This window comes from Bacillus sp. FSL L8-0528 (assembly GCF_038593085.1).
In the GTDB taxonomy this organism is placed as follows: domain Bacteria; phylum Bacillota; class Bacilli; order Bacillales; family Bacillaceae; genus Bacillus; species Bacillus paralicheniformis.
Genome location: NZ_CP151961.1, coordinates 2,411,643 through 2,432,280, shown reverse-complemented (window position 1 = coordinate 2,432,280; position 20,638 = coordinate 2,411,643). Strand labels below are relative to the sequence as shown.

Below are 20,638 nucleotides of genomic sequence, written 5' to 3'. Positions count from 1 at the left end.
AATGCCAGCAAAACGCAAGGTCATTTTGGTCACAGACGGCGATATATACGCTGCAAAAGCAATCGAATATGCAGCAAGAAAAACGGGTGGCCGCTGCATTTCCCAATCGGCGGGGAATCCGAGCGTTAAAACAGGACCGGAGCTTGTAACCATGATCCTGCAAACCCCTCATGATCCTGTATTCGTCATGTTTGATGATTCCGGACTTCAAGGTGAAGGCCCGGGAGAGACAGCTATGAAATATGTAGCGATGCATCCCGATATCGAGGTGCTCGGAGTCATCGCCGTCGCTTCAAAAACTCATTATGCAGAGTGGACGAGAGTCGATGTATCAATCGATGCAGAAGGCGAACTGACAGAGTACGGCGTCGATAAACACGGGGTCAAAGAGTTCGATGTCAAACGAATGAATGGTGATACAGTCTATTGCCTTGACCAGCTGGATGTTCCGATCATTGTCGGAATCGGTGATATCGGTAAGATGAACAGAAAAGACGATGTGGAAAAAGGTTCGCCGATTACAATGAAAGCGGTCGAGCTCATTTTAGAAAGGAGCGGGTATCATGAGTGCTCAAAAGCAAGAGAAGACGAACGTATTCCTTGATCCTTCTAAGAATGAAGCGTATTTCAAGAAGCGGGTCGGCATGGGAGAAAGCTTTGACCTTGGCGTACGGAAGGTCTTTATTCTCGGACATGAAGTTCAGCTTTATTATGTCAACGGATTGTGCGACACACAATACATCATTCACCTGTTAAGAGAACTGGTGCATCTGAATGATAAAGAAAAAGAATCGGGCGAGGTCGAAGACATCGTAGAAAACAGGCTTTTGAACCAGCAGGTTTCAAAAGCGGAAACGCTTGATGAAGCTGTCGACCAAGTGTTGTCAGGACTGGTTGCCATCATCGTCGAAGATGCGGGCTTTGCTTTTATCATCGATGTCAGAAGCTACCCGGGCAGAACGCCGGAAGAACCTGATACAGAAAAAGTCGTACGCGGTGCAAGGGACGGACTCGTCGAGAACATCATCGTCAACACAGCCCTGATTAGACGCCGGATCAGAGATGAGCGCTTGCGCTACAAAATGCTTCATATCGGTGAACGCTCTAAAACAGACATCTGCCTCTGCTATTTGGAAGACGTTGCAGATCCCGATCTTGTTGAAGTATTAAAAAAAGAAATTGAAGATGTGAAGATCGACGGGCTGCCGATGTCGGATAAATCGGTAGAGGAATTCCTGGTCGGCCAAGGCTACAATCCGTTTCCGCTTGTCAGGTTTACGGAAAGGGCAGACGTAGCCGCAAGCCATATTTTAGAGGGGCATGTCATCGTGATCGTCGATACGTCGCCAAGCGTCATCATCACACCGACCACTTTGTTTCACCATGTTCAGCATGCTGAGGAATACAGACAGACGCCGGCTGTTGGGACGTTTTTAAGGTGGGTGCGGTTTTTCGGTATTTTGGCCTCCACCTTTTTGCTGCCGCTTTGGCTGCTGTTTGTCATTCATCCGTCGCTCTTGCCTGATAATTTATCGTTTATCGGGTTGAATAAAGACACCCATATTCCGATTATCATGCAGATTTTCCTGGCGGATCTCGGCGTCGAATTTTTAAGAATGGCCGCCATTCATACGCCGACGGCGCTTTCGACTGCAATGGGCCTGATCGCCGCTGTATTGATCGGCGATATCGCGATCAATGTCGGCTTGTTTTCTCCCGAAGTCATTTTATACGTTTCCCTCTCGGCAATCGGAGCCTACACGACACCAAGCTACGAGCTGAGCCTGGCGAATAAAATGGTAAAGCTGTTTATGCTGATATTGGTGGCGCTTTTTAAAGTGGAGGGATTTGTCATCGGATTAACGATCTTAACTATAGTGATGACTTCGATCAGGTCATTGCGAACGCCTTACTTATGGCCTCTCCTCCCGTTCAATGGAAAAGCGTTTTGGCATGTTCTCGTGCGCACGTCCGTTCCAGGGGGAAAAGTCAGGCCGAGCATCGTTCATCCGAGAAACCGCTCCAGACAGCCGTGAAGCCGGCATTCGAAGAGGCTTTTCCCCGGGGAAAAGCCTCTTTTTCAATAATCGAATTCCGGTCTTTGAGTACCGATGCCTCTGTATTCATTGGCAGAGATCGCGACTGCCCGGAGGCTGCAGATGTTGTTCTGTCTTCTGATCGGATAGACGACATACAGCATTTCGCGGCCGTACGGGTCAATCGTTGACGAATGAAGGAAAACCTCAGTTCCTCTCCGCCAAAATCTCGTATTCGCCGGAGCTGTAATAATCTGCCCTTCATAAGGCTCATAAATTCTCTGTTCATAATGCGCAGCCGGCTGATAAGGGGCGTATACATCTTCAGGTGCATAGCCGGGAGCGGGGGTGTAGGGATAACGATTTGGATACATATGATAACCTCTTTCCCACTTCGTTTTTTGGTTTTCATCTTTAAGATTATATTCAGGTAAATGCCTATTTGTATGGGCGAAAATCTCAGCTTTTCGGCTCTTTTTTTATTGAATGGACGTTGTGTATGCCTATTTCTATCAAGCGCTGTTTTCTGTTATTCTATAATCAATAGAATGGATTAGTTGTTTAGGGAATCATTTCCTTTATAAATCAAGAAAATTTGGACAAATGGTGGTTTAGTTTTTAAAACGAAATGTTATAATACAACATAAGAATCGCACTATCATGAAGCCGGAAGATGCATCGGGCAGCAACCGGAGCGCCCCTTGCACCTTTGTCGATAGAGAAAGAGGGAATGACAATTGTTTTTACACGGTACTAGCAGACAAAATGAAAGAGGGCACCTCGAAATCGGCGGTGTCGATGTTCTATCATTGGCAGAAAGATACGGAACACCTCTTTATGTATACGATGTCGCGCTTATTAGAGAGCGCGCCCGAAAATTCCAGAAGGCATTCAAGGAAGCCGGTTTAAAAGCGCAGGTAGCGTATGCAAGCAAGGCGTTTTCATCGGTTGCCATGATTCAGCTTGCCGAACAAGAGGGGCTGTCTCTGGATGTGGTATCGGGAGGAGAGCTTTTCACTGCGATCAAAGCAGGGTTCCCAGCTGAGCGGATTCATTTTCACGGAAACAATAAGAGCCCTGAAGAACTAGCCATGGCGCTGGAGCATCAAATCGGCTGCATCGTGCTCGATAACTTTCACGAGATCGCCATTACAGAAGATCTTTGCAAGCGATCAGGACAAACTGTAGACGTTTTGCTCAGAATCACTCCGGGAGTTGAAGCGCACACGCACGATTATATTACGACGGGGCAGGAAGATTCCAAATTCGGTTTTGATCTGCATAATGGACAGGTCGAACAAGCCATCGAACAAGTCCTCCGCTCGTCTGCGTTTAAGCTCCTCGGCGTGCACTGCCACATCGGTTCGCAAATTTTTGATACGGCAGGATTTGTCCTTGCAGCAGACAAGATTTTCGAGAAGCTTGCGGAATGGCGGGAGACTTACTCTTTCATTCCGGAAGTGCTCAATCTTGGCGGGGGCTTCGGCATCCGCTATACAAAAGACGACGAGCCGCTCGCAGCTGATGTTTATGTTGAAAAAATCATCGAGGCGGTCAAAGCAAATGCCGAGCATTTCGGCTTTGACATCCCTGAGATTTGGATCGAACCAGGCCGGTCTCTCGTCGGTGATGCGGGGACTACGCTGTACACGATCGGTTCTCAAAAAGAGGTGCCGGGCATTCGCAAATATGTAGCCATCGACGGCGGCATGAGCGATAATATCAGGCCGGCGCTTTATGAGGCAAAATATGAAGCAGCCGTCGCCAACAGGATGAACGATGCTTGTCATGATACCGCATCAATCGCAGGAAAATGCTGCGAAAGCGGAGATATGCTGATTTGGGATTTGGAAATCCCCGAAGTTCGCGACGGAGATGTGCTCGCAGTTTTCTGCACCGGTGCGTACGGCTACAGCATGGCCAACAACTACAACCGCATTCCGCGCCCGGCCGTCGTCTTTGTCGAGGACGGGGAAGCGCAGCTCGTCATTCAGAGAGAGACGTATGAGGATATCGTCAAGCTGGATCTGCCGCTGAAATCGAAAGTCAAACAATAAAAAAATGGAGATTCCCTAAGAGGGGGGTCTCCATTTTTAATTCAAGCACGAAAAACACTTCCCGGTGATCGGGAGGTGTTTTTTGTTAAAAAGATCATGACATGCATAGAACAGCGACCGGGCTAGTTGTATATAATATTGTGAATTTAACAAAAAATTTACAAAGGAGATGATAAAGGCAATGACCAGGGTGAAAAGGATGAGATTTGCTGATTTGTTGGATTTAGAGGCGGAGTAGATGAAACCGGCCAAAGTATCCCTACTCCACCGATTGCTCCAGTGCCTGAAGCAATGTGTTGATTGTAACACAGTAAATCGTTTTACAGCAATAAACATTTTTGTGAATATTTTATTGATTTCGGCTGTGATCTCATTCCCATATTCTGCTGCGGCCCATGGCGCAACACAGTCCGGCGATCAATATTCAAGCTTTGAAGAATTGGAGCGGAATGAAGATCCAGCTTCTTACCGAATTACGGAGAAGAACGCAAGAGTGCCGATGCTCATCATGGCCATCCATGGAGGCGGCATCGAACCCGGAACGAGCGAAATCGCCAATGAAGTGTCCAAAAACTATTCCCTGTACTTGTTTGAAGGGCTGAAATCATCAGGCAATACGGACCTTCACATTACAAGCACGCGTTTTGACGAGCCAGCGGCGCTCGCAATTACTGCAAGCCACCAGTATGTCATGTCGCTCCACGGCTATTACAGTGAAGACCGCGATATTAAAGTAGGCGGCACAGACCGCGCTAAAATCAGAATATTGGTTGATGAGCTGAACCGCTCGGGGTTTGCCGCTGAAATGCTGGCGACAGATGACAAGTATGCCGGAACCCATCCGAATAACATCGCCAACAAGTCGCTTTCCGGGCTGAGCATTCAGCTTGAAATGAGCACGGGTTTCCGCAAATCTTTATTCGACCGGTTTACACTAAAAGACAGGGCGGCGACGCAAAACGAAACGTTTTACCGATTTACAAAGCTGCTGACAGATTTTATTCATGAAAACTATGAAGAAGACGGAGGGGATTTCCCCTCTGCAAAAATAAAACACCCCCTTCAAGTGAAAAAAGGAGGTGTTTCGGCGGTTGTGTTAACCGTTGGACTCTGAGGTGCCGCCGCCGGTGAATACGGAAACGATGGCGTTCCACAGAGACACAAAGAAGTCGATCAGTTTTTGAAGAAAGTTTTGTCCTTCTTCAGAATCCAAGAATTTCGTGATTTTATCCTTTGCTTTGTCAAGCTGGTCTCCAACCTGGTTCCAGTCGATATTAATATTTTTCATGTTATTAAATAAAGACATGAGAGATTTTTTCTGATCCTCTGTGAGCGTCACGCCCAGATCGGAAGCAGCCGAATCAATGGTTTTCTCCAATTCCTCTTTTGATTCGGGAACCCCGTTTTTCGAGATTTCTTCCTTGACTTTGGCCATCAGCGCCGATGCGTTCTCACTGCCGATTTTCTCGCCAAGCTCTGAAGTGGTGACTAGCTCTTCATTCGCGACTTTTTTCACGTCTTCGGAGATCTTTTCGCCCGAAGTCGTTTCATAGGCTTTCATTAAGCCGGTCAAAGCGGCCGTGCCTGATACTTCAAATGGTGCGGTGATATAGACTTTAGCGTCTTTTACACCGGCTGTCATCAGCGCGTTTAAATACATTTCATCCGTAATTCTGCTGATATTGTGTGTCTGCACTTCCAAACCGGTGCCTTTTTTTGCTACGGTAATCGAAGAAGAAGAAATCGCTCTTGTTCCGATTTGTGCTTTCGGTATATAATCCCCTAAATATTTATGCTCCTCATCATTTGTCACCTCGATGATGGTCGCATTTTCAGGCGCATTCATTTCTTTTAATACCTTTTGTCTGTCCTGGCTTGACAAGTCTTTCCCCAGCGTGACGATCACATCACCCACTGCGGCGTCAGCAAAGCTGACCTGCGGGAAAATGAGCAGACACAATGCTGTAAAGATTCCTAGTATCGATTTTTTCAAGCTCAATGCCCTCCTTAAAAATGCAGGCTTCAGGCAGAATTGCTGTACTTTTAAAGAAGCCTGCCGGAACGGAAATAATGCGTTCCGAAATATAGACGGATGAAAGATGAGAGAGGTTTCAAAGAAAAAAAGAGATCCATTTCTTTTCAAGTCAAATGCCCTCCGGGTATCGTATCACACCGCTCTTTTATCATTCATGATTTTCACAGGCGATTCAACCTTTTTTTAAAACTTTTACAAAAGCGATACAAGAGCGCCGTTTATTTCAGGTTGATTGGCTCTGTGCTTCTACGATATGATATAATGACCCTTGTGAAATGAAAGGAGAGAATCAAGATGGCTAAAAAAGGATACATACAACTGACAAACGGCAAAAAAATCGAGTTTGAACTATATCCGGAAGCGGCGCCGGGAACTGTCGCCAACTTTGAAAAACTTGCAAACGAAGGGTTCTATGACGGATTGAAGTTCCACCGCGTTATTCCGGGCTTCGTCAGCCAGGGAGGCTGCCCGCACGGCACCGGAACAGGCGGACCTGGATATACGATTAAATGCGAGACAGAAGGGAATCCGCATAAACACGAAGCCGGTTCTCTCTCAATGGCTCACGCAGGAAAAGATACTGGAGGCAGCCAATTCTTTATCGTCCATGAGCCTCAGCCGCACTTGAACGGCGTTCACACTGTTTTTGGAAAAGTCACATCAGGTTTTGATGCTGTCACTTCAATGGAACAGGGACAAGGCATGGAAAAAGTCGAAGTATTTGACGCATAATCAGAAAGTGCAGAAACAGCCCGCTAAGCCGGGCTGTTTTTTTTTGTCTGAAACGGTGTTCATTTTCCAGATGCAATAGGACCAGGGACCGATTCTTAGACCGCATTCTGCTAGGAAATGACGATCCTAATAAATAAAATAATTGTGAAAAAATGACCCTTTATGTAAAATATATTCAAGTGAAGAGCTAGATAGAGAACGCAATCTGTAAAAAAGGAAGGGGCGTAAGGGGTGAGCGTAAAAATCCCATCGACTGCAGTCGGCGTAAAAATTAATGACTGGTATAACGCGATACGCAAATTCAATGTCACGGACGCCGAAATGCTGAAGGCAGAAATTGAGCGCGAAATTTCTCAAATGGAAGAAGATCAAGACTTATTATTGTATTACGCCTTAATGGAATTCAGACACAGAATCATGCTTGATTACGTAAAACCATTGGAAGAAGGCGAAACCCCGCCTGACTTTTCTGAAATATTAAAAGATATCGAAGATGAACAAGGAAAGCTGACAGGCCTGCTTGAATATTATTTCAACTTTTTTAGAGGGATGTATGAATATAAAAACCATGATTTTATTAAAGCGATCTCTTTTTACAGGCGCGCCGAAAAAAAGCTGCTGCATGTCGAGGACGAAATAGAGAGAGCCGAGTTTCATTTTAAAATGGCTGAAGTGTTTTATCATATGAAACAGAGCCACGTGTCGATGAACTATGCGCTTCAAGCGATTGAAACCTACCAGGCGCATGAAACTTACACGGTTCGGAGAATCCAATGCGAGTTCGTCATCGCAGGGAACTATGACGACTTGGATTCGAATGAAAACGCGCTTTCGCATCTTAAAAAGGCGCTGAAGCTTTCACAGCAAGAAGGCCAGCTCATATTGGAAGGACACACCTATTACAATTTGGGAAATTGCTATTATAAGATGGGGGATTTCAATCGGGCGGCTGAATACTTCAACAGAGCTGCTGCGATTTATCAAGAAGAGTCATCAGATATTCTCCCAAAAGCGTTTTTTAGTCTTGCACATGCATATTTCAAGCTGAAGCACCTGGAACAGGCGGATGACGCGTTAAACAAAGGGATTGACATCGCCCGGCGATCAGACGATTCGATCTATCTATCAAAATTTCATTTTTTGAAAGCCTTGTATCTTGATGATGACGGAAGAGCTCAAATGCTGGAAACTTTTCAGCTGCTCGGGTCAAAAAAGATGTATCCCGATATTGAGGACTTGGCATTGGAAGCAGCTGAATACTATAATGAAATTGGGCGCTTGAGCGACTCTGTTTATTTCTATCAAACGGTATTCAGTGCTCGAAAACAAATGAAAAAAGGGGACTGGTCGTATGAAATCTAAACTGTTGTTAACCGCCGCTGCTTCAGTAGCAGGACTTTCTCTGGCAAGTGCTGTGCTGATGACGCAAACAGATGGTATGAAAGTCGCCGAGAGAAATGTAACGTCCACACCGGTGCAAATCGCTGAGAGAAACGTAACGTCTACACCGGTGCAAATCGCTGAGAGAAACGTAACGTCCGCACCGGTGCAAATCGCTGAGAGAAACGTAACGTCCGCACCGGTGCAAATCGCTGAGAGAAATGTAACATCCGTACCGGTACATGTTGCTGAGAGAAACGTAACATCTGTCAAAACGTCACCGATTCATATCGGAGAACGAAATGTAACATAATATTCCGTCAAAGGGCAGTGCTGGTTTATATCAGCACTGCTTTTTTCATGTCCGATAAAAAGAGGATAGATGAGAAGTTTCATTAAGGACACGTAAAAAGTCCCCTTTAGGGGATCTTTTTTGTTTATTTTTTGAAACAAAATGCAAATAAGGACGTATATTCTTGGAAGGAATGCTGAATTTTTTTATAATAAAACTTATCAGAACTGAATAAGGAGATCAATAATGAGGACTTTAGTACTGCTTAGAGGCTGCCCTGGCACCGGAAAATCAACCTGGATCAGGGATCATCAATTGAATCAATATACGCTGTCTGCGGATCAGCTGAGGCTGATCCATCAGTCACCCGTGTTAAATTTGGAAGGGAAATACGACATTTCCCAAAAAAATGACGGCAAGGTATGGAAGCTTTTGTTCACCCTCCTTGAAGAAAGGATGGAAAGGGGGGAATTCACCGTCGTTGATGCCACCCATGCGAAACCAAGCATGATTTCAAGCTATAAAGCTCTCGTTTTAAAGTATCGCTACAGAGCGTATGTGGTTGATTTTTCCGATATTCCGCTTGAGACCGCTCTGTTGAGAAACCGGGAGAGGGCCGAGCATAAGCGGGTGCCCGACAGCGTGGTTCACGCCATGCACGAGCGGATTTTAACCGAACCGGCGCCTTCCTGGACAACGGTCATCAAGCCGGAAGAATTTGAAGATGTGATGCAGTATAAGCCGAGGCGGCTCGACAGCTACAAAAAAATACATGTGATCGGGGATGTGCACGGCTGTTTTACGGTGCTGGATTCTTATTTGAAAGGCAGACTCGAAGATGACGAGTTATATATTTTCACAGGTGATATGCTTGATAGAGGAATAGAAAACGCAAAAGTTGTTCAATTCCTGCTCAGTATCAAAGATCGTAAAAATGTGATTTTGCTCGAAGGAAATCATGATAAATACTTGAAGCAATACGGGCATGATGAAGAGACAAGAAGCAGCGTATTTAACAAGAAGACAAAACCGGAATTAGACGAAGCAGGCTTTGACAAAAAAGATATCAGGGAACTGGCCAGGCGCTTCCACCAAATTGTTTACTTCACGTATGGAGAAGATGCTTACATCATCACGCACGGCGGCATTTCCGCGCTTCCTGACAACCTTCTGCTTACGGCTACCAGCCAGCTGATCAACGGTGTCGGCGGATATGAGACAGATATCGACCATGTCTTTACGAAAAATATGGAAGGGCGGAACATCATTCAAATCCACGGGCACAGAAACATGTTCCGGCTTCCAGTGCATGCAGCCGCAAAATCATATAACCTGGAAGGGCAGGTGGAGCACGGCGGGCATTTAAGGGTTGTCACCATCGATCGGTCGGGAATTCAAACACATGAGATAAAAAATGATGTGTTTAAAACGTCCGCTCCTTCGCTTGATTCTCATCACGAACACGAGGAGCTGACGGTCGACCATTTTCTAAAGCATTTGGACGAACACGATTATGTGTCTGAGCAAAAATTAGCCGGCGGCATTTCCTCTTTTAACTTTACAAGGAAGGCTTTTCAGGAGAGAAAATGGGACAGCGTCAGCATGAAGGCAAGAGGGCTGTTTATCAACAGAAACACCAAGGAAATCGTCAGCAGAAGCTACAACAAATTTTTCAACATCGATGAGCGCCTGACGACGAAAATGCATGTTCTCGTTAACACGCTGCGCTTTCCGGTCACTGTTTATGATAAGGCGAATGGATTTTTGGGAACTGTCGGCTACAATTCTGAAACCGATGAGCTCGTCTTCACCTCAAAATCTTATACATCGGCAAGCGGACAAAAAGACGGCCATGCGAAATGGGTGGAAGAGCTGTTTCACAAAACGTTTGACGCATCTCAGATAGAGGATGTAAGAGAATATGTAAAAAAACGCAATGTTTCGTTAGTATTTGAAGTCGTGCTGCCAGAAAAAGATCCGCACATTATCGAGTACAAATCGGATAAGCTTGTCCTTCTCGACATTGTTAAAAGGCAGATGAAATATGAAAAGCTGCCGTATGAAGATGTCCTCTGTTTTGCTGAGACATTTCGTGTAGAATGTAAGCAAAAAGTCATTTCTTTTGACCAGTGGACGGATTTTTATAAATGGTACCTGTCTGTGTCAAATGACCCGTCGATTGAAGAGGAGGGATATGTGATTGAAGACTCGGCAGGATTTATGACAAAATTAAAACTGCCTTTCTATCAATATTGGAAGTTCGTGCGCGGTATCAAGCACAGACTCGGAGCGGCTGCTGCTCGCTCGCCCCATCACGAGGCTCTGTTCCATTCCGAGCATGTGAAGTTTCTCGCCTGGGCCAAAACGAAAGACAGCGAGTATCTTAAAAATCAGTCTGTTATTGCCATCCGAAACGACTTTTACAGCGAAACCTAAAGCGAAGAAACCAGAACAAACGGTTTCTCAAAACATAGTTATTTGGACTCAATTTTAAAGCTTGTTTTCACACACACCCCTAAACCAGAATGTACATTCGTAGGTTATAAGTAGTATTTCGTCTGAATATGAAACGATTTCCCTTCATTTTGCGTTATACTTAAAAACCACATATTTTCCGTCTGAATCGAACATGTTTTATTTCATCATTAACAGGAAATAAACATAGGATAGTTCAGAACGTGTTCTGGAGGTTTTGATCATGGGGAAAATAAGATTCAAGCTCACGGTTCTGCTCGTTTTGGCTGCCGTACTGGCCGGAGGCTTTTATTATTTAAAAAACGGAAGCGTTCAAGATGTCTCAACGGCGCTCAGCCAAACCGTCTCATCTGAGGAAAAGAACTATACCATTTATCAATATAAGATCACCAAAATTGACGGCACTGAATACCACGGGGTATCAGATAACGGAACGAAGATCATTTTCAATGCGAAAAATCTTAACCAGGATCTGTCCGACATTAAAGAAGGAGACAAAGTAAAGGCCTACTTCTCTAATGCCAACAGAATCGACGGATTAATCAAAGTCGTCAAGGTGGCAGATTAAAACCCCTCTGTTTCTCAGAGGGGTTTTTCTGTGCAAGCAGTTTTCATTGCAATTTTAATATGCGGCCGCTATAATTACGCATAAGGACAAGTAAATATCGATTGTATCCTTCGGGGCTGGGTGAAAATCCCGACCGGCGGTAATAAAGCGAGAGACAGCTTTAGAGCCCGTGACCCGCTGTGCGTCGTGCAAAGCGGTGGATTCAGTGAGAAGCTGAAGCCGACAGTGAAAGTCTGGATGGGAGAAGGATGAAGAGACTATGTGAAAAATAATGATGATGCATAGTTTTATTTCTCATGCACAAAAACAAACCCCCGGATCGACATCCGGGGTTATTTTTTTGGAAGAAGGGAGGGAAATTCATGACAGATGCGCATTATATGAATCTTGCATTGGAGCTTGCGAAGCAGGGCGAAGGTCAGACAGGGGCCAATCCGCTTGTCGGAGCCGTTGTCGTCAAAGACGGTGAAGTGGTCGGGATGGGGGCTCATTTAAAATACGGTGAAGCGCATGCAGAAGTGCACGCCATTCAAATGGCAGGCCGCCATGCGGAAGGAGCCGTCATTTATGTGACGCTTGAACCGTGCAGCCATTACGGCAAAACCCCTCCTTGCGCGGAACTGATTATTCGTTCCGGTTTGAAGCGGGTAGTCGTGGCAGCCGAAGATCCGAATCCGCTCGTTTCCGGAAGAGGAATCGGGATGCTGAGAAGCGCCGGGATCGAGGTCGAAACAGGCGTTCTCAAAGAACAGGCGGAAGAGCTGAACGAAAAGTTCATGCATTTTATGCGGACAGGCCTTCCGTATGTGACATTAAAAGCAGCTGCCAGCCTTGACGGCAAAACCGCTACCGCAACAGGCGACAGCAAATGGATTACTTCTGAAGAAGCGCGGATGGACGCTCACCAATACCGAAAAAACCACCAGAGTATTTTAGTTGGATCGGGCACAATAAAAGCAGACGACCCGAGTTTGACATGCCGTCTCCCCGGGTCAGTGAATCAGCCGGTGCGTGTCGTTCTCGATACGACGCTGTCAATCCCGCTTCAGTCAAAAGTAATTCAGGATAAAGCAGCGGAAACCTGGATTTACACGACGTCCAAGGCAGATCCCGAAAAGGTTCGGAACCTGGAAAAAGAAGGTGTACAGGTAACCGTGCTGGATGCGGATGAACTTCCGGTGCGCGACGTGCTTCTGCACCTTGCAGACCGAGGAATCGCTTCAGTCTTTGTCGAAGGTGGCGCGACGGTTCACGCAAGCTTCGTCAAAGAAGGACTCTATCAGCAAATGATCTTCTATCTTGCCCCTAAATTAATCGGAGGGCTGCAATCTCCCAGCATCCTCTCCGGTGAAGGCTTTCAATCGATGAAAGATGTCCCCTTACTGCATTTCACAACCATTACCAAAATCGGCCAGGATATAAAGCTGGCGGCAAAACCGATAAAAGAATAAGGCGGTGGCATATGTTTACAGGCATCATTGAAGAAGTCGGAACGATTTTGGACATGAAAAAGGCGGGAAGCGCCATGTCTTTAGTCATCCAATCCAACAAAGTGACCGAAGATGTGAAGCTTGGCGACAGCATTGCTGTCAACGGAGTCTGTCTGACCGTAAATGAGTTCGGTTCCGGCAGTTTCACGGCGGATGTCATGCTTGAAACGCTGAAAGCAACATCACTCGGCACATTAAAAAAAGGAAGCCGCGTCAATCTTGAACGGGCGATGGCGGCAAACGGCCGCTTCGGCGGGCATATGGTGTCGGGGCATGTCGACGGCACCGCGTCTATCGTACGCATAGAAAAAGCGGCTAACGCCGTATACTATGATTTAAAACTTGACTCTTCACTGGCCAAAATGCTTGTGTTAAAAGGTTCGATCGCCGTAGACGGCGTCAGCCTCACCATTTTTGGACTGACGGAAGATCAAGTAACAGTCTCGCTAATCCCGCACACATTGGATGAAACGATTTTTTCGGAAAAAAAGCCCGGAAGCATCGTCAACATCGAGTGCGATATGATCGGCAAATACATTTACCGGTTTCTCCACCAAGCAAAACAAGACAAACAGGCAAAGCCATTGACTGAATCATTTTTTAAAGAAAACGGGTTTTAAATGAAAGGAGGCTGAGCGCCTATGTTTCACACAATTGAAGAAGCGATACGCGATTTGAAGCAAGGAAAAGTCATCATCGTGGTCGATGACGAGGACAGGGAAAACGAAGGCGATTTCGTTGCGCTGGCAGAATACGCAACACCTGAAGTGATCAACTTTATGGCTTCGCACGGAAGGGGTTTGATCTGCGCGCCGCTTAATGAAGAGATCGCTTCACGGCTTGACCTCCATCCGATGGTGGACGAAAATACCGATTCTCATCACACGGCATTTACGGTCAGTGTGGATCACCGCGATACAAAGACGGGGATCAGCGCTCAGGAGCGGTCGTTGACCGTCATGTCGCTGATTGATGATCACGCGCTTCCGGGTGATTTTAAAAGACCGGGGCACATTTTCCCCTTGATTGCGAAAACAGGCGGCGTTTTAAAAAGAGCCGGACATACGGAGGCGGCCGTTGACCTTGCGGAGGCATGCGGTTCCGCGCCGGCCGGCGTCATCTGCGAAATCATGAATGAAGACGGCACGATGGCAAGGGTGCCCGAGCTCAAAAAAATAGCCGACCAGCATGACTTGAAAATGATTACGATTAAAGATTTGATCGAATATCGCTACAGCAAGGGAACGCTGATCAACCGAGAAGTGAAGATTACGCTGCCTTCCGAATTCGGCACATTCAAGGTTTACGGCTATACAAACGAAATCGATGACAAGGAACATATAGCACTCGTCAAAGGCGATATACCTTTCGGAGACGAGCCTGTCCTTGTCCGCGTACACTCAGAATGCCTGACGGGCGATGTTTTCGGCTCTTACCGCTGCGACTGCGGCCCGCAGCTTGCTGCCGCGCTCGCGCAAATCGAACAAGCGGGCCGGGGCGTGCTCCTTTATTTGAGACAGGAAGGAAGAGGAATCGGCTTAATTAATAAACTGAAAGCTTACAAGCTGCAGGAAGAAGGATATGACACCGTACAGGCTAACGAAAAGCTCGGTTTTCTCCCGGATCTTCGCAACTACGGGATCGGCGCCCAAATCTTAAGAGACCTCGGCGTGAAACAAATGAAGCTGCTGACGAACAATCCGCGAAAGATTGCCGGTCTCGAAGGCTACGGCCTGACGATCGCAGACAGGGTGCCGCTGCAGATGGAGACAAAAAAAGATAATGAAAAGTACTTAAAAACGAAAAAATCAAAATTGGGGCATATGCTTCATTTTTAAACTAAAATCAATCACAAAAAAGGACGGGATTCATATGAATAAAATAGAAGGTCATGTAATTGGAACAGATTTGAAAATTGGGATCGTTGTGTCAAGGTTCAACGATTTTATTACAAGCAAACTTCTAAGCGGTGCAGAAGATACGCTGTTGAGACATGGGGTCAAAGCTGATGATATTGATGTCGCCTGGGTTCCCGGCGCATTCGAGATTCCGCTGATCGCCAAAAAAATGGCTGAAACGAAAAAATACGACGCCGTGATTACACTTGGCACGGTCATCAGAGGAGCGACAAGCCACTATGACTATGTCTGCAATGAAGCGGCAAAGGGGATTGCGGCGAGCAGCATGTCAACAGGCGTTCCGGTGATCTTCGGCGTATTGACGACAGACACGATCGAGCAGGCGGTAGAACGCGCCGGAACAAAAGCCGGAAATAAAGGTGCAGAAGCTGCCGCGGCAGCGATTGAAATGGCGAACCTGACCCGGTCGCTTCAATAATTACCGAAAAAGAGTTTAAAAAGGTTATAAAAATGTTTATAATGTGATGTGAAGCGACTAGCCTTCGTTAGATCCACATTTTGATATATTGAGGGGTATTTATGTTAATTCGTTATAAAAAGTCATTCGAAAAGATTGCGATGGGGCTCCTTTCGTTTATGCCGAATGAGAAGGACGTCAAGCAGCTTCAGCAGACAATTAAAGACTATGAAACGGACACTGAAAGGCAGCTGTTCCTATGGAAAGAAGGCGAGGATATTGTCGGCTGTGTAGGAGTAGAGAAAAGAGAAGAAGAAGTCGAGATCAAGCATATCAGTGTAAACCCGTCTCACCGTCATCAAGGAATCGGCAAAAAAATGGTGTCGGCCATTTCGCAAATGTTTGCACCTAAACCGCTGGTTCCGAATGAATTAACTAAAGGATTCTTTGAGCGCTGTCAGGATCACGAAAATGAAGACATCACATATAACCAATGAGCAGAGGCTTCTAGCCTCTGCTCTTTTTTCGCCGTTCGATTTGTTTTTCCCTCTCGGCAATCACTTCAGTCCGGTCTCTCAGCAGGTGTTTATCGATGATGAAGGCGTCTGGTGGATCGTTTGCTCCCCACTCATACGACCTTTTTTCACATTTTTTCCGGCATGCTTTGATCAAAGCTTCATCTGTGATCGGAAGCATGATGCTTTCATAAGGAGAATGGGCTTTGATTTTTTGGTACGTCTTCCTTAACAGCTTGATGAAGCGGCTGTAATCCAATCCGAGCGATTCGACTGCGTCTTTTTCGGACGCCAGGATGCGAATGCTGTTCGCCATTAATCTCTCTGCGCCGGCAAAATTGTTTCTCCGCTGATGATAGAGTGCGACTGCCAGCTGAATCAACCCGACCCAGTATGATTTCCGCTCGCCGGGATTGTCCTTTTTCCAATGGTCTTCTAAAATTTCGTGGCATTCAAAATAATCCCTTGACCCGTGGAATTCGGCCAGGTAATCGATATAAGCTTGGGGATACATCTGACATCCTCCTTTAAGTTTCCGTTAAAGTGTATCATAAGAACGGAACGGAGGAAAAACGGCTGATATATCCAGGCTATGAAAAAAGCGCCCGGTAAAGGACGCTTCTCATTTTTATGTTAATAGATCCATGCCGCTCCTACAATAATCAACAAAATAAACAGAACGACAATCAAAGCAAATCCTCCGCCGTAGCCGAAGCCTTTACCTCCCATGTTGTTCCCTCCTCAGGTTTAAGATTTTACACAGTATTCTATGCAGCATACGCTCAAATCGTATAGGCGAATGCCAAAGCTTCTTAAATTATATTGGACTCATGCAGACGCGTAATTTATACTAAAGGGTAGCCAGTTTTAGCCGGCTTAGAAGCGATTTTGAAAATGGTGAGAAATGAACATGGAATATCAGGTGAAAATCGAGGCGTTTGAAGGGCCACTGGATCTGCTGCTGCACTTAATCAACCGCCTTGAAATAGACATTTATGACATACCTGTTGCGAAGATAACCGAGCAGTATTTATTATATGTGCATACGATGCGCGAACTTGAGCTCGACGTGGCCAGTGAATATTTGGTGATGGCCGCGACCCTTCTCAGCATTAAAAGCCGAATGCTCCTTCCAAAGCAGGAAGAGGAGCTCTTTGACGAAGAGTTTCTCGAGGAAGAAGAGGACCCGAGAGAAGAATTGATTGAAAAATTAATAGAGTACAGAAAATACAAAAGTGCCGCGCAAAATTTGAAGGAGCGCGAGGAAGAGCGGCAAAAAGCATTCGCGAAGCCGCCGAGCGATTTGAGCGACTATGCCAAGGAAATCAAACTCAGCGAGCAAAAGCTGTCCGTCACCGTTTACGACATGCTCGGGGCATTTCAAAAGGTGTTGAACCGCAAAAAAATCAGCCGGCCGTCTGAAACTAGAATTTCAAGACAGGAAATACCGATAGAAGAACGAATGACGCAAATCGTCGATTGTTTGAAATCGTCCCGTAAAAGGATGCATTTTATGGAACTGTTCCCGTACGAACAGAAAGAGCATCTCGTTGTGACGTTTTTGGCGATTTTGGAGCTGATGAAAAACCAGCTGATCATCATTGAACAGGAACACAACTTTTCAGACATTTACATAACAGGGAGTGAAGCGATTCATGACGCTTGATATCGTGAATTGGAAAGCCATTGTCGAAGCGCTTTTGTATGCCGCCGGCGACGAGGGCCTGACAAAAAAACAGCTATTATCCGTTTTGGAGATCGATGAAGCCGAGCTTCAGGATATTATGCTTGATGTCAAAGAAACCTATGAAAAAGAAGACAGGGGCATCGAGCTTGTCGAATACGCAGATACGTACATGCTTTCGACCAAAAAAGAATTCGCCGTCTATTTGAAAAAGCTGATTGAAGCCCCTTCAAAAGGGCTTTCTCAGGCTGCCCTCGAAGTTTTGGCCATCGTCTCATATAAGCAGCCGATTACAAGAGCGGAAGTCGAGGAGATCAGAGGGGTCAAATCTGAACGGATTCTCCAGAGCCTTGTCGCAAAAGCGCTGTTGTGCGAAGTAGGCCGGGCGGACGGACCGGGCAGGGCAATCTTGTACGGTACAACCGAAACATTCCTTGAACAATTCGGCTTAAAAACGCTTGAAGAGCTTCCGCCGCTGCCCGAAAATGTAGAAGAAGACGGGGTTCAGGAAGAAGCCGATCTGTTCTTTGAGAACTTTAACCAGACGTTCGAAGATTTAAAATAGACTCACCTTAAGGACCGAAGTATGATAATATATATTATCGTATTTTTTATGTTTAATTTCATGCATGAAAGAATACGATTGTAACAAAGCGATGAGGAGAGGGTGCCGACACCAATGGGAAAATCTATGGCAAGAGCCCAAACCGAGCAGGCAGGCGAATTTTTAGCACAGACCGTTCAGACGCTGAGCGATTATTTAAACGAAACGACGCTCTCATCCCTTGAAGCCGAAGAGCCCGGGAGCAGAGATTATTATCGCGATGTCCTCAGCAACTTGAGAAAGCTGGCGGTTTACTGTGAAGAAGGGCTTCTGGCCTGCCGAATCAGGCTGCAGCAGAATCCTTTTCAGGACGCTGCCGCCGAAAGGACGCTCTATCAGATCTATCATCGATGCATAGAAGAATTTTTTACACCGAAAAAAGATACTTGGTACGAAGACAGCAGAGCGGCCTACACGGGAAAAAACGCCATTTGCTTTCACGAACCAGCGCCGGCCTCATTAAAAAATTTGATGGCTTCGCTTGAAACAGAATATCAATCGATGAGAGAAGAATTGGAATACTATGCGAATGACTATCGGCTGAAGATGGTTCAGCCGAGATCATAGCTTAAATGAACCGTGAGCCGGAACTCCCCCTTTCATGAAAGGGGGAGTTTTTATGTTGCTTGAGATTTTTCTCGGGGAATCATCCAATTGGTGTTCATAACGGAAAGACAAGCGCATAAACTTGTACAAACAACCACAAGGACGTGAGAAAAAATGCGCTTTTTTCTAAAACAGGCTGCAGCAGCCATCATCATATGCTCTCTTTTATGCTCTTCATACCAAATCGCTGAAGCACAGCCTTCCCTTCATGTCAGCGCAAGAAGCGCGATTGTCATGGACGGGCAATCCGGACGGGTTTTGTTTGCGAAGGATGAGCATGAAAAACGGCGCATTGCAAGCATTACGAAGATTATGACAGCCATTTTGGCCGTGGAATCGGGCAAATTGGATGAAACAGTCACGGTCAGCGACAGAGCGGTCAGAACGGAAGGATCATCGATCTATTTGACGAGCGGGCAAAAGGTGAAACTGAAGGACCTTGTTTACGGTTTGATGCTGAGATCGGGAAATGACGCAGCCGTTGCGATTGCCGAGCATGTGGGCGGAAGCCTGGAAGGGTTTGTCTACATGATGAATCAAAAAGCGGCCGACCTCGGCATGGAAAACACCCTGTTCCGCAATCCGCACGGACTCGATGACCACCCTGACCACTATTCCTCGGCCTATGATATGGCGCTTTTGACGAAATATGCGATGACAAACGAAACGTACCAAAAAATCGCCGGAACGAAGCGCTATAAGGCAGAAACGATGCAAGGCATCTGGAGAAATAAAAACAAGCTTTTAACAGGACTTTACGAATACAGTACAGGCGGAAAGACGGGATATACCAAGCTGGCGAAGCGCACGCTCGTCTCCACTTCATCGAAAGACGGAACCGATTTGATCGCCGTCACCATCAACGCCCCTGACGACTGGAATGATCATATGAACATGTTCAACTATGTATACGGCCACTACAAAACATATATCATCGCCAAAAAAGGCGAGGTTCCGAAATTAAAAGACTCTTTTTACGGGAATAAAGCTTTTATTAAACGGGATGTCACATATCTGTTAAACGAAGATGAAAAAGAAGACGTGAAGGTTGATATCGAGCTTCTTAAACCGAAAAAATCGTGGCGTAAAAACAAAAAAGAAATCCCGGACATCATCGGGGAAATGAACGTCATGTTCAACGGAAAAACGATTGCAAGCGTACCGATCTATTATGAAAACGAACACAACAAAAAGCCGAAAAAATCGTTTTTCGAGACCTTTCAATCCGTATTCCAAAAAGCGGCAGGCGGTTCATCATGGTCAATATAATCTGGGTCGGGTTAACGGTGATCGGTCTGGTGTTTGCGCTTTTCAACGGAACGGTTCAGGAAGTCAATGAAGCCGTATTTAAAGGTTCGAAGGAAGCCGTCACGATTTCGATCGGCCTGATGAGCGTCCTTGTTTTTTGGCTGGGGCTGATGAAAATCGCTGAACAGTCCGGGCTTCTCGAAAAATTCAGCAGGTTGTGCCGGCCGTTCATTTCAAAGCTGTTTCCCGAGATCCCTCCGGATCATCCGGCGATGGGTTATATTTTATCCAATTTAATGGCCAACTTTTTCGGATTGGGCAATGCAGCGACACCGCTCGGCATTAAAGCGATGGAACAGATGAAGGCGCTCAACCGGAACCGCAGGGAAGCGAGCCGCTCAATGATCACTTTTCTGGCGGTCAATACGTCAAGCATTACCTTGATTCCGACGACCGTCATCGCGGTCAGGATGACATATGATGCAAAGGCACCGACAGACATCGTCGGGCCGACCATTTTGGCGACTTTAATATCGGGAATCTTTGCGATCTTCATCGATCGATACTTTTATTATAGAAGAAAAAAGAAGGGGTGAGCAT

The 20,638-nt window shown here is 46.1% G+C and carries 23 protein-coding genes and 1 riboswitch; of the genes, 19 read left to right on the top strand and 4 right to left on the bottom strand.

What is annotated here, in order from left to right; translation table 11 throughout:
- Position 1: 1 nt before the first annotated feature.
- On the top strand, positions 2-604 hold the full coding sequence (locus tag MHI30_RS12310; protein ID WP_003183148.1) for a stage V sporulation protein AE: 603 nt from the start codon (positions 2-4) through the stop codon (positions 602-604).
- Positions 564-2,036: a spore germination protein gene (locus tag MHI30_RS12305; protein WP_003183145.1), complete on the top strand. Its 1,473-nt coding sequence runs from the start codon at positions 564-566 to the stop codon at positions 2,034-2,036. Before MHI30_RS12310 ends, MHI30_RS12305 begins: the two co-directional genes overlap by 41 nt.
- Positions 2,037-2,080: 44 nt before the next feature.
- Here the strand turns inward: MHI30_RS12305 and MHI30_RS12300 are convergent, their stop codons facing one another.
- Positions 2,081-2,410: a hypothetical protein gene (locus MHI30_RS12300; RefSeq protein ID WP_003183143.1), complete on the bottom strand. Its 330-nt coding sequence runs from the start codon at positions 2,408-2,410 to the stop codon at positions 2,081-2,083.
- A gap of 363 nt (positions 2,411-2,773) precedes the next feature.
- Here MHI30_RS12300 and lysA point away from each other — a divergent pair, with 363 nt between their 5' ends.
- A complete protein-coding gene (gene lysA / locus MHI30_RS12295; RefSeq protein ID WP_003183141.1) occupies positions 2,774-4,093 on the top strand; it encodes a diaminopimelate decarboxylase in 1,320 nt (439 codons plus the stop codon).
- Positions 4,094-4,331: 238 nt separating this feature from the next.
- Complete coding sequence (locus MHI30_RS12290; RefSeq protein WP_075754100.1) at positions 4,332-5,207, top strand: poly-gamma-glutamate hydrolase family protein; 876 nt, start codon at positions 4,332-4,334, stop codon at positions 5,205-5,207.
- Here MHI30_RS12290 and MHI30_RS12285 read toward each other — a convergent pair.
- Complete coding sequence (locus tag MHI30_RS12285; RefSeq protein WP_020452020.1) at positions 5,190-6,086, bottom strand: DUF1002 domain-containing protein; 897 nt, start codon at positions 6,084-6,086, stop codon at positions 5,190-5,192. The two genes, MHI30_RS12290 and MHI30_RS12285, sit on opposite strands and share 18 nt — an antisense overlap.
- Positions 6,087-6,422: 336 nt before the next feature.
- Between MHI30_RS12285 and MHI30_RS12280 the strand changes: the two genes are divergently transcribed.
- From MHI30_RS12280 to MHI30_RS12235, 10 genes are all read left to right on the top strand, one after another.
- Complete coding sequence (locus tag MHI30_RS12280) at positions 6,423-6,860, top strand: peptidylprolyl isomerase (RefSeq protein WP_075754102.1); 438 nt, start codon at positions 6,423-6,425, stop codon at positions 6,858-6,860.
- Between the two features lie 231 nt (positions 6,861-7,091).
- On the top strand, positions 7,092-8,222 hold the full coding sequence (locus MHI30_RS12275; protein WP_075754104.1) for a Rap family tetratricopeptide repeat protein: 1,131 nt from the start codon (positions 7,092-7,094) through the stop codon (positions 8,220-8,222).
- The gene (locus MHI30_RS12270; RefSeq protein ID WP_075754105.1) at positions 8,212-8,553 is read left to right on the top strand and encodes a hypothetical protein; all 342 of its coding nucleotides are present in this window, start codon (positions 8,212-8,214) and stop codon (positions 8,551-8,553) included. The genes MHI30_RS12275 and MHI30_RS12270 overlap by 11 nt, the downstream gene beginning before the upstream one ends.
- A gap of 225 nt (positions 8,554-8,778) precedes the next feature.
- Positions 8,779-10,968: an RNA ligase gene (locus MHI30_RS12265; RefSeq protein ID WP_075754107.1), complete on the top strand. Its 2,190-nt coding sequence runs from the start codon at positions 8,779-8,781 to the stop codon at positions 10,966-10,968.
- Between the two features lie 262 nt (positions 10,969-11,230).
- Entirely contained in the window at positions 11,231-11,575 is a 345-nt protein-coding gene (locus MHI30_RS12260) for a hypothetical protein (RefSeq protein ID WP_020452015.1), read from the top strand.
- Between the two features lie 102 nt (positions 11,576-11,677).
- A riboswitch (FMN riboswitch) is annotated at positions 11,678-11,828 on the top strand.
- A gap of 109 nt (positions 11,829-11,937) precedes the next feature.
- Positions 11,938-13,026: a bifunctional diaminohydroxyphosphoribosylaminopyrimidine deaminase/5-amino-6-(5-phosphoribosylamino)uracil reductase RibD gene (gene ribD / locus MHI30_RS12255; RefSeq protein WP_075754109.1), complete on the top strand. Its 1,089-nt coding sequence runs from the start codon at positions 11,938-11,940 to the stop codon at positions 13,024-13,026.
- An 11-nt stretch (positions 13,027-13,037) separates the two neighbouring features.
- The gene (gene ribE, locus MHI30_RS12250; RefSeq protein WP_048350677.1) at positions 13,038-13,685 is read left to right on the top strand and encodes a riboflavin synthase; all 648 of its coding nucleotides are present in this window, start codon (positions 13,038-13,040) and stop codon (positions 13,683-13,685) included.
- A 21-nt stretch (positions 13,686-13,706) separates the two neighbouring features.
- A complete protein-coding gene (locus MHI30_RS12245; RefSeq protein WP_020452012.1) occupies positions 13,707-14,903 on the top strand; it encodes a bifunctional 3,4-dihydroxy-2-butanone-4-phosphate synthase/GTP cyclohydrolase II in 1,197 nt (398 codons plus the stop codon).
- Between the two features lie 34 nt (positions 14,904-14,937).
- Positions 14,938-15,402: a 6,7-dimethyl-8-ribityllumazine synthase gene (ribE, locus tag MHI30_RS12240; protein WP_003183115.1), complete on the top strand. Its 465-nt coding sequence runs from the start codon at positions 14,938-14,940 to the stop codon at positions 15,400-15,402.
- A gap of 101 nt (positions 15,403-15,503) precedes the next feature.
- Positions 15,504-15,878 carry a GNAT family N-acetyltransferase gene (locus MHI30_RS12235; RefSeq protein WP_020452011.1) on the top strand — a complete coding sequence of 125 codons (375 nt, stop codon included), beginning with the start codon at positions 15,504-15,506 and terminating at the stop codon, positions 15,876-15,878.
- A gap of 10 nt (positions 15,879-15,888) precedes the next feature.
- Here the strand turns inward: MHI30_RS12235 and MHI30_RS12230 are convergent, their stop codons facing one another.
- Both MHI30_RS12230 and MHI30_RS12225 read right to left on the bottom strand, forming a co-directional pair.
- The gene (locus MHI30_RS12230) at positions 15,889-16,410 is read right to left on the bottom strand and encodes a DUF309 domain-containing protein (protein WP_075754111.1); all 522 of its coding nucleotides are present in this window, start codon (positions 16,408-16,410) and stop codon (positions 15,889-15,891) included.
- Between the two features lie 119 nt (positions 16,411-16,529).
- A complete protein-coding gene (locus MHI30_RS12225) occupies positions 16,530-16,625 on the bottom strand; it encodes a YjcZ family sporulation protein (protein WP_003183108.1) in 96 nt (31 codons plus the stop codon).
- Between the two features lie 181 nt (positions 16,626-16,806).
- On the opposite strand from MHI30_RS12225, the gene MHI30_RS12220 reads away from it, so the two are divergent.
- From MHI30_RS12220 to MHI30_RS12200, 5 genes are all read left to right on the top strand, one after another.
- Complete coding sequence (locus MHI30_RS12220) at positions 16,807-17,562, top strand: segregation/condensation protein A (protein ID WP_075754113.1); 756 nt, start codon at positions 16,807-16,809, stop codon at positions 17,560-17,562.
- On the top strand, positions 17,552-18,145 hold the full coding sequence (gene scpB / locus MHI30_RS12215) for an SMC-Scp complex subunit ScpB (protein ID WP_023857488.1): 594 nt from the start codon (positions 17,552-17,554) through the stop codon (positions 18,143-18,145). The genes MHI30_RS12220 and scpB overlap by 11 nt, the downstream gene beginning before the upstream one ends.
- Before the next feature lie 114 nt (positions 18,146-18,259).
- The gene (locus MHI30_RS12210) at positions 18,260-18,751 is read left to right on the top strand and encodes a YpuI family protein (RefSeq protein ID WP_075754115.1); all 492 of its coding nucleotides are present in this window, start codon (positions 18,260-18,262) and stop codon (positions 18,749-18,751) included.
- A 153-nt stretch (positions 18,752-18,904) separates the two neighbouring features.
- On the top strand, positions 18,905-20,059 hold the full coding sequence (locus MHI30_RS12205) for a D-alanyl-D-alanine carboxypeptidase family protein (RefSeq protein WP_075754117.1): 1,155 nt from the start codon (positions 18,905-18,907) through the stop codon (positions 20,057-20,059).
- A complete protein-coding gene (locus MHI30_RS12200) occupies positions 20,047-20,634 on the top strand; it encodes a nucleoside recognition domain-containing protein (RefSeq protein ID WP_020452005.1) in 588 nt (195 codons plus the stop codon). Before MHI30_RS12205 ends, MHI30_RS12200 begins: the two co-directional genes overlap by 13 nt.
- Positions 20,635-20,638 lie beyond the last annotated feature (4 nt).

What these genes read in the sequence shown, in the direction of transcription:
- MHI30_RS12310 (WP_003183148.1), top strand. Translation starts at nt 2, where the DNA reads ATGCCAGCAAAACGCAAGGTCATTTTGGTCACAGACGGCGATATATAC.
- MHI30_RS12305 (WP_003183145.1), top strand. Translation starts at nt 564, where the DNA reads ATGAGTGCTCAAAAGCAAGAGAAGACGAACGTATTCCTTGATCCTTCT.
- MHI30_RS12300 (WP_003183143.1), bottom strand. Translation starts at nt 2,410, where the DNA reads ATGTATCCAAATCGTTATCCCTACACCCCCGCTCCCGGCTATGCACCT.
- MHI30_RS12290 (WP_075754100.1), top strand. Translation starts at nt 4,332, where the DNA reads ATGAAACCGGCCAAAGTATCCCTACTCCACCGATTGCTCCAGTGCCTG.
- MHI30_RS12280 (WP_075754102.1), top strand. Translation starts at nt 6,423, where the DNA reads ATGGCTAAAAAAGGATACATACAACTGACAAACGGCAAAAAAATCGAG.
- MHI30_RS12270 (WP_075754105.1), top strand. Translation starts at nt 8,212, where the DNA reads ATGAAATCTAAACTGTTGTTAACCGCCGCTGCTTCAGTAGCAGGACTT.
- MHI30_RS12265 (WP_075754107.1), top strand. Translation starts at nt 8,779, where the DNA reads ATGAGGACTTTAGTACTGCTTAGAGGCTGCCCTGGCACCGGAAAATCA.
- MHI30_RS12260 (WP_020452015.1), top strand. Translation starts at nt 11,231, where the DNA reads ATGGGGAAAATAAGATTCAAGCTCACGGTTCTGCTCGTTTTGGCTGCC.
- ribD (WP_075754109.1), top strand. Translation starts at nt 11,938, where the DNA reads ATGACAGATGCGCATTATATGAATCTTGCATTGGAGCTTGCGAAGCAG.
- ribE (WP_048350677.1), top strand. Translation starts at nt 13,038, where the DNA reads ATGTTTACAGGCATCATTGAAGAAGTCGGAACGATTTTGGACATGAAA.
- MHI30_RS12245 (WP_020452012.1), top strand. Translation starts at nt 13,707, where the DNA reads ATGTTTCACACAATTGAAGAAGCGATACGCGATTTGAAGCAAGGAAAA.
- ribE (WP_003183115.1), top strand. Translation starts at nt 14,938, where the DNA reads ATGAATAAAATAGAAGGTCATGTAATTGGAACAGATTTGAAAATTGGG.
- MHI30_RS12235 (WP_020452011.1), top strand. Translation starts at nt 15,504, where the DNA reads ATGTTAATTCGTTATAAAAAGTCATTCGAAAAGATTGCGATGGGGCTC.
- MHI30_RS12230 (WP_075754111.1), bottom strand. Translation starts at nt 16,410, where the DNA reads ATGTATCCCCAAGCTTATATCGATTACCTGGCCGAATTCCACGGGTCA.
- MHI30_RS12225 (WP_003183108.1), bottom strand. Translation starts at nt 16,625, where the DNA reads ATGGGAGGTAAAGGCTTCGGCTACGGCGGAGGATTTGCTTTGATTGTC.
- MHI30_RS12220 (WP_075754113.1), top strand. Translation starts at nt 16,807, where the DNA reads ATGGAATATCAGGTGAAAATCGAGGCGTTTGAAGGGCCACTGGATCTG.
- scpB (WP_023857488.1), top strand. Translation starts at nt 17,552, where the DNA reads ATGACGCTTGATATCGTGAATTGGAAAGCCATTGTCGAAGCGCTTTTG.
- MHI30_RS12210 (WP_075754115.1), top strand. Translation starts at nt 18,260, where the DNA reads ATGGGAAAATCTATGGCAAGAGCCCAAACCGAGCAGGCAGGCGAATTT.
- MHI30_RS12205 (WP_075754117.1), top strand. Translation starts at nt 18,905, where the DNA reads ATGCGCTTTTTTCTAAAACAGGCTGCAGCAGCCATCATCATATGCTCT.
- MHI30_RS12200 (WP_020452005.1), top strand. Translation starts at nt 20,047, where the DNA reads ATGGTCAATATAATCTGGGTCGGGTTAACGGTGATCGGTCTGGTGTTT.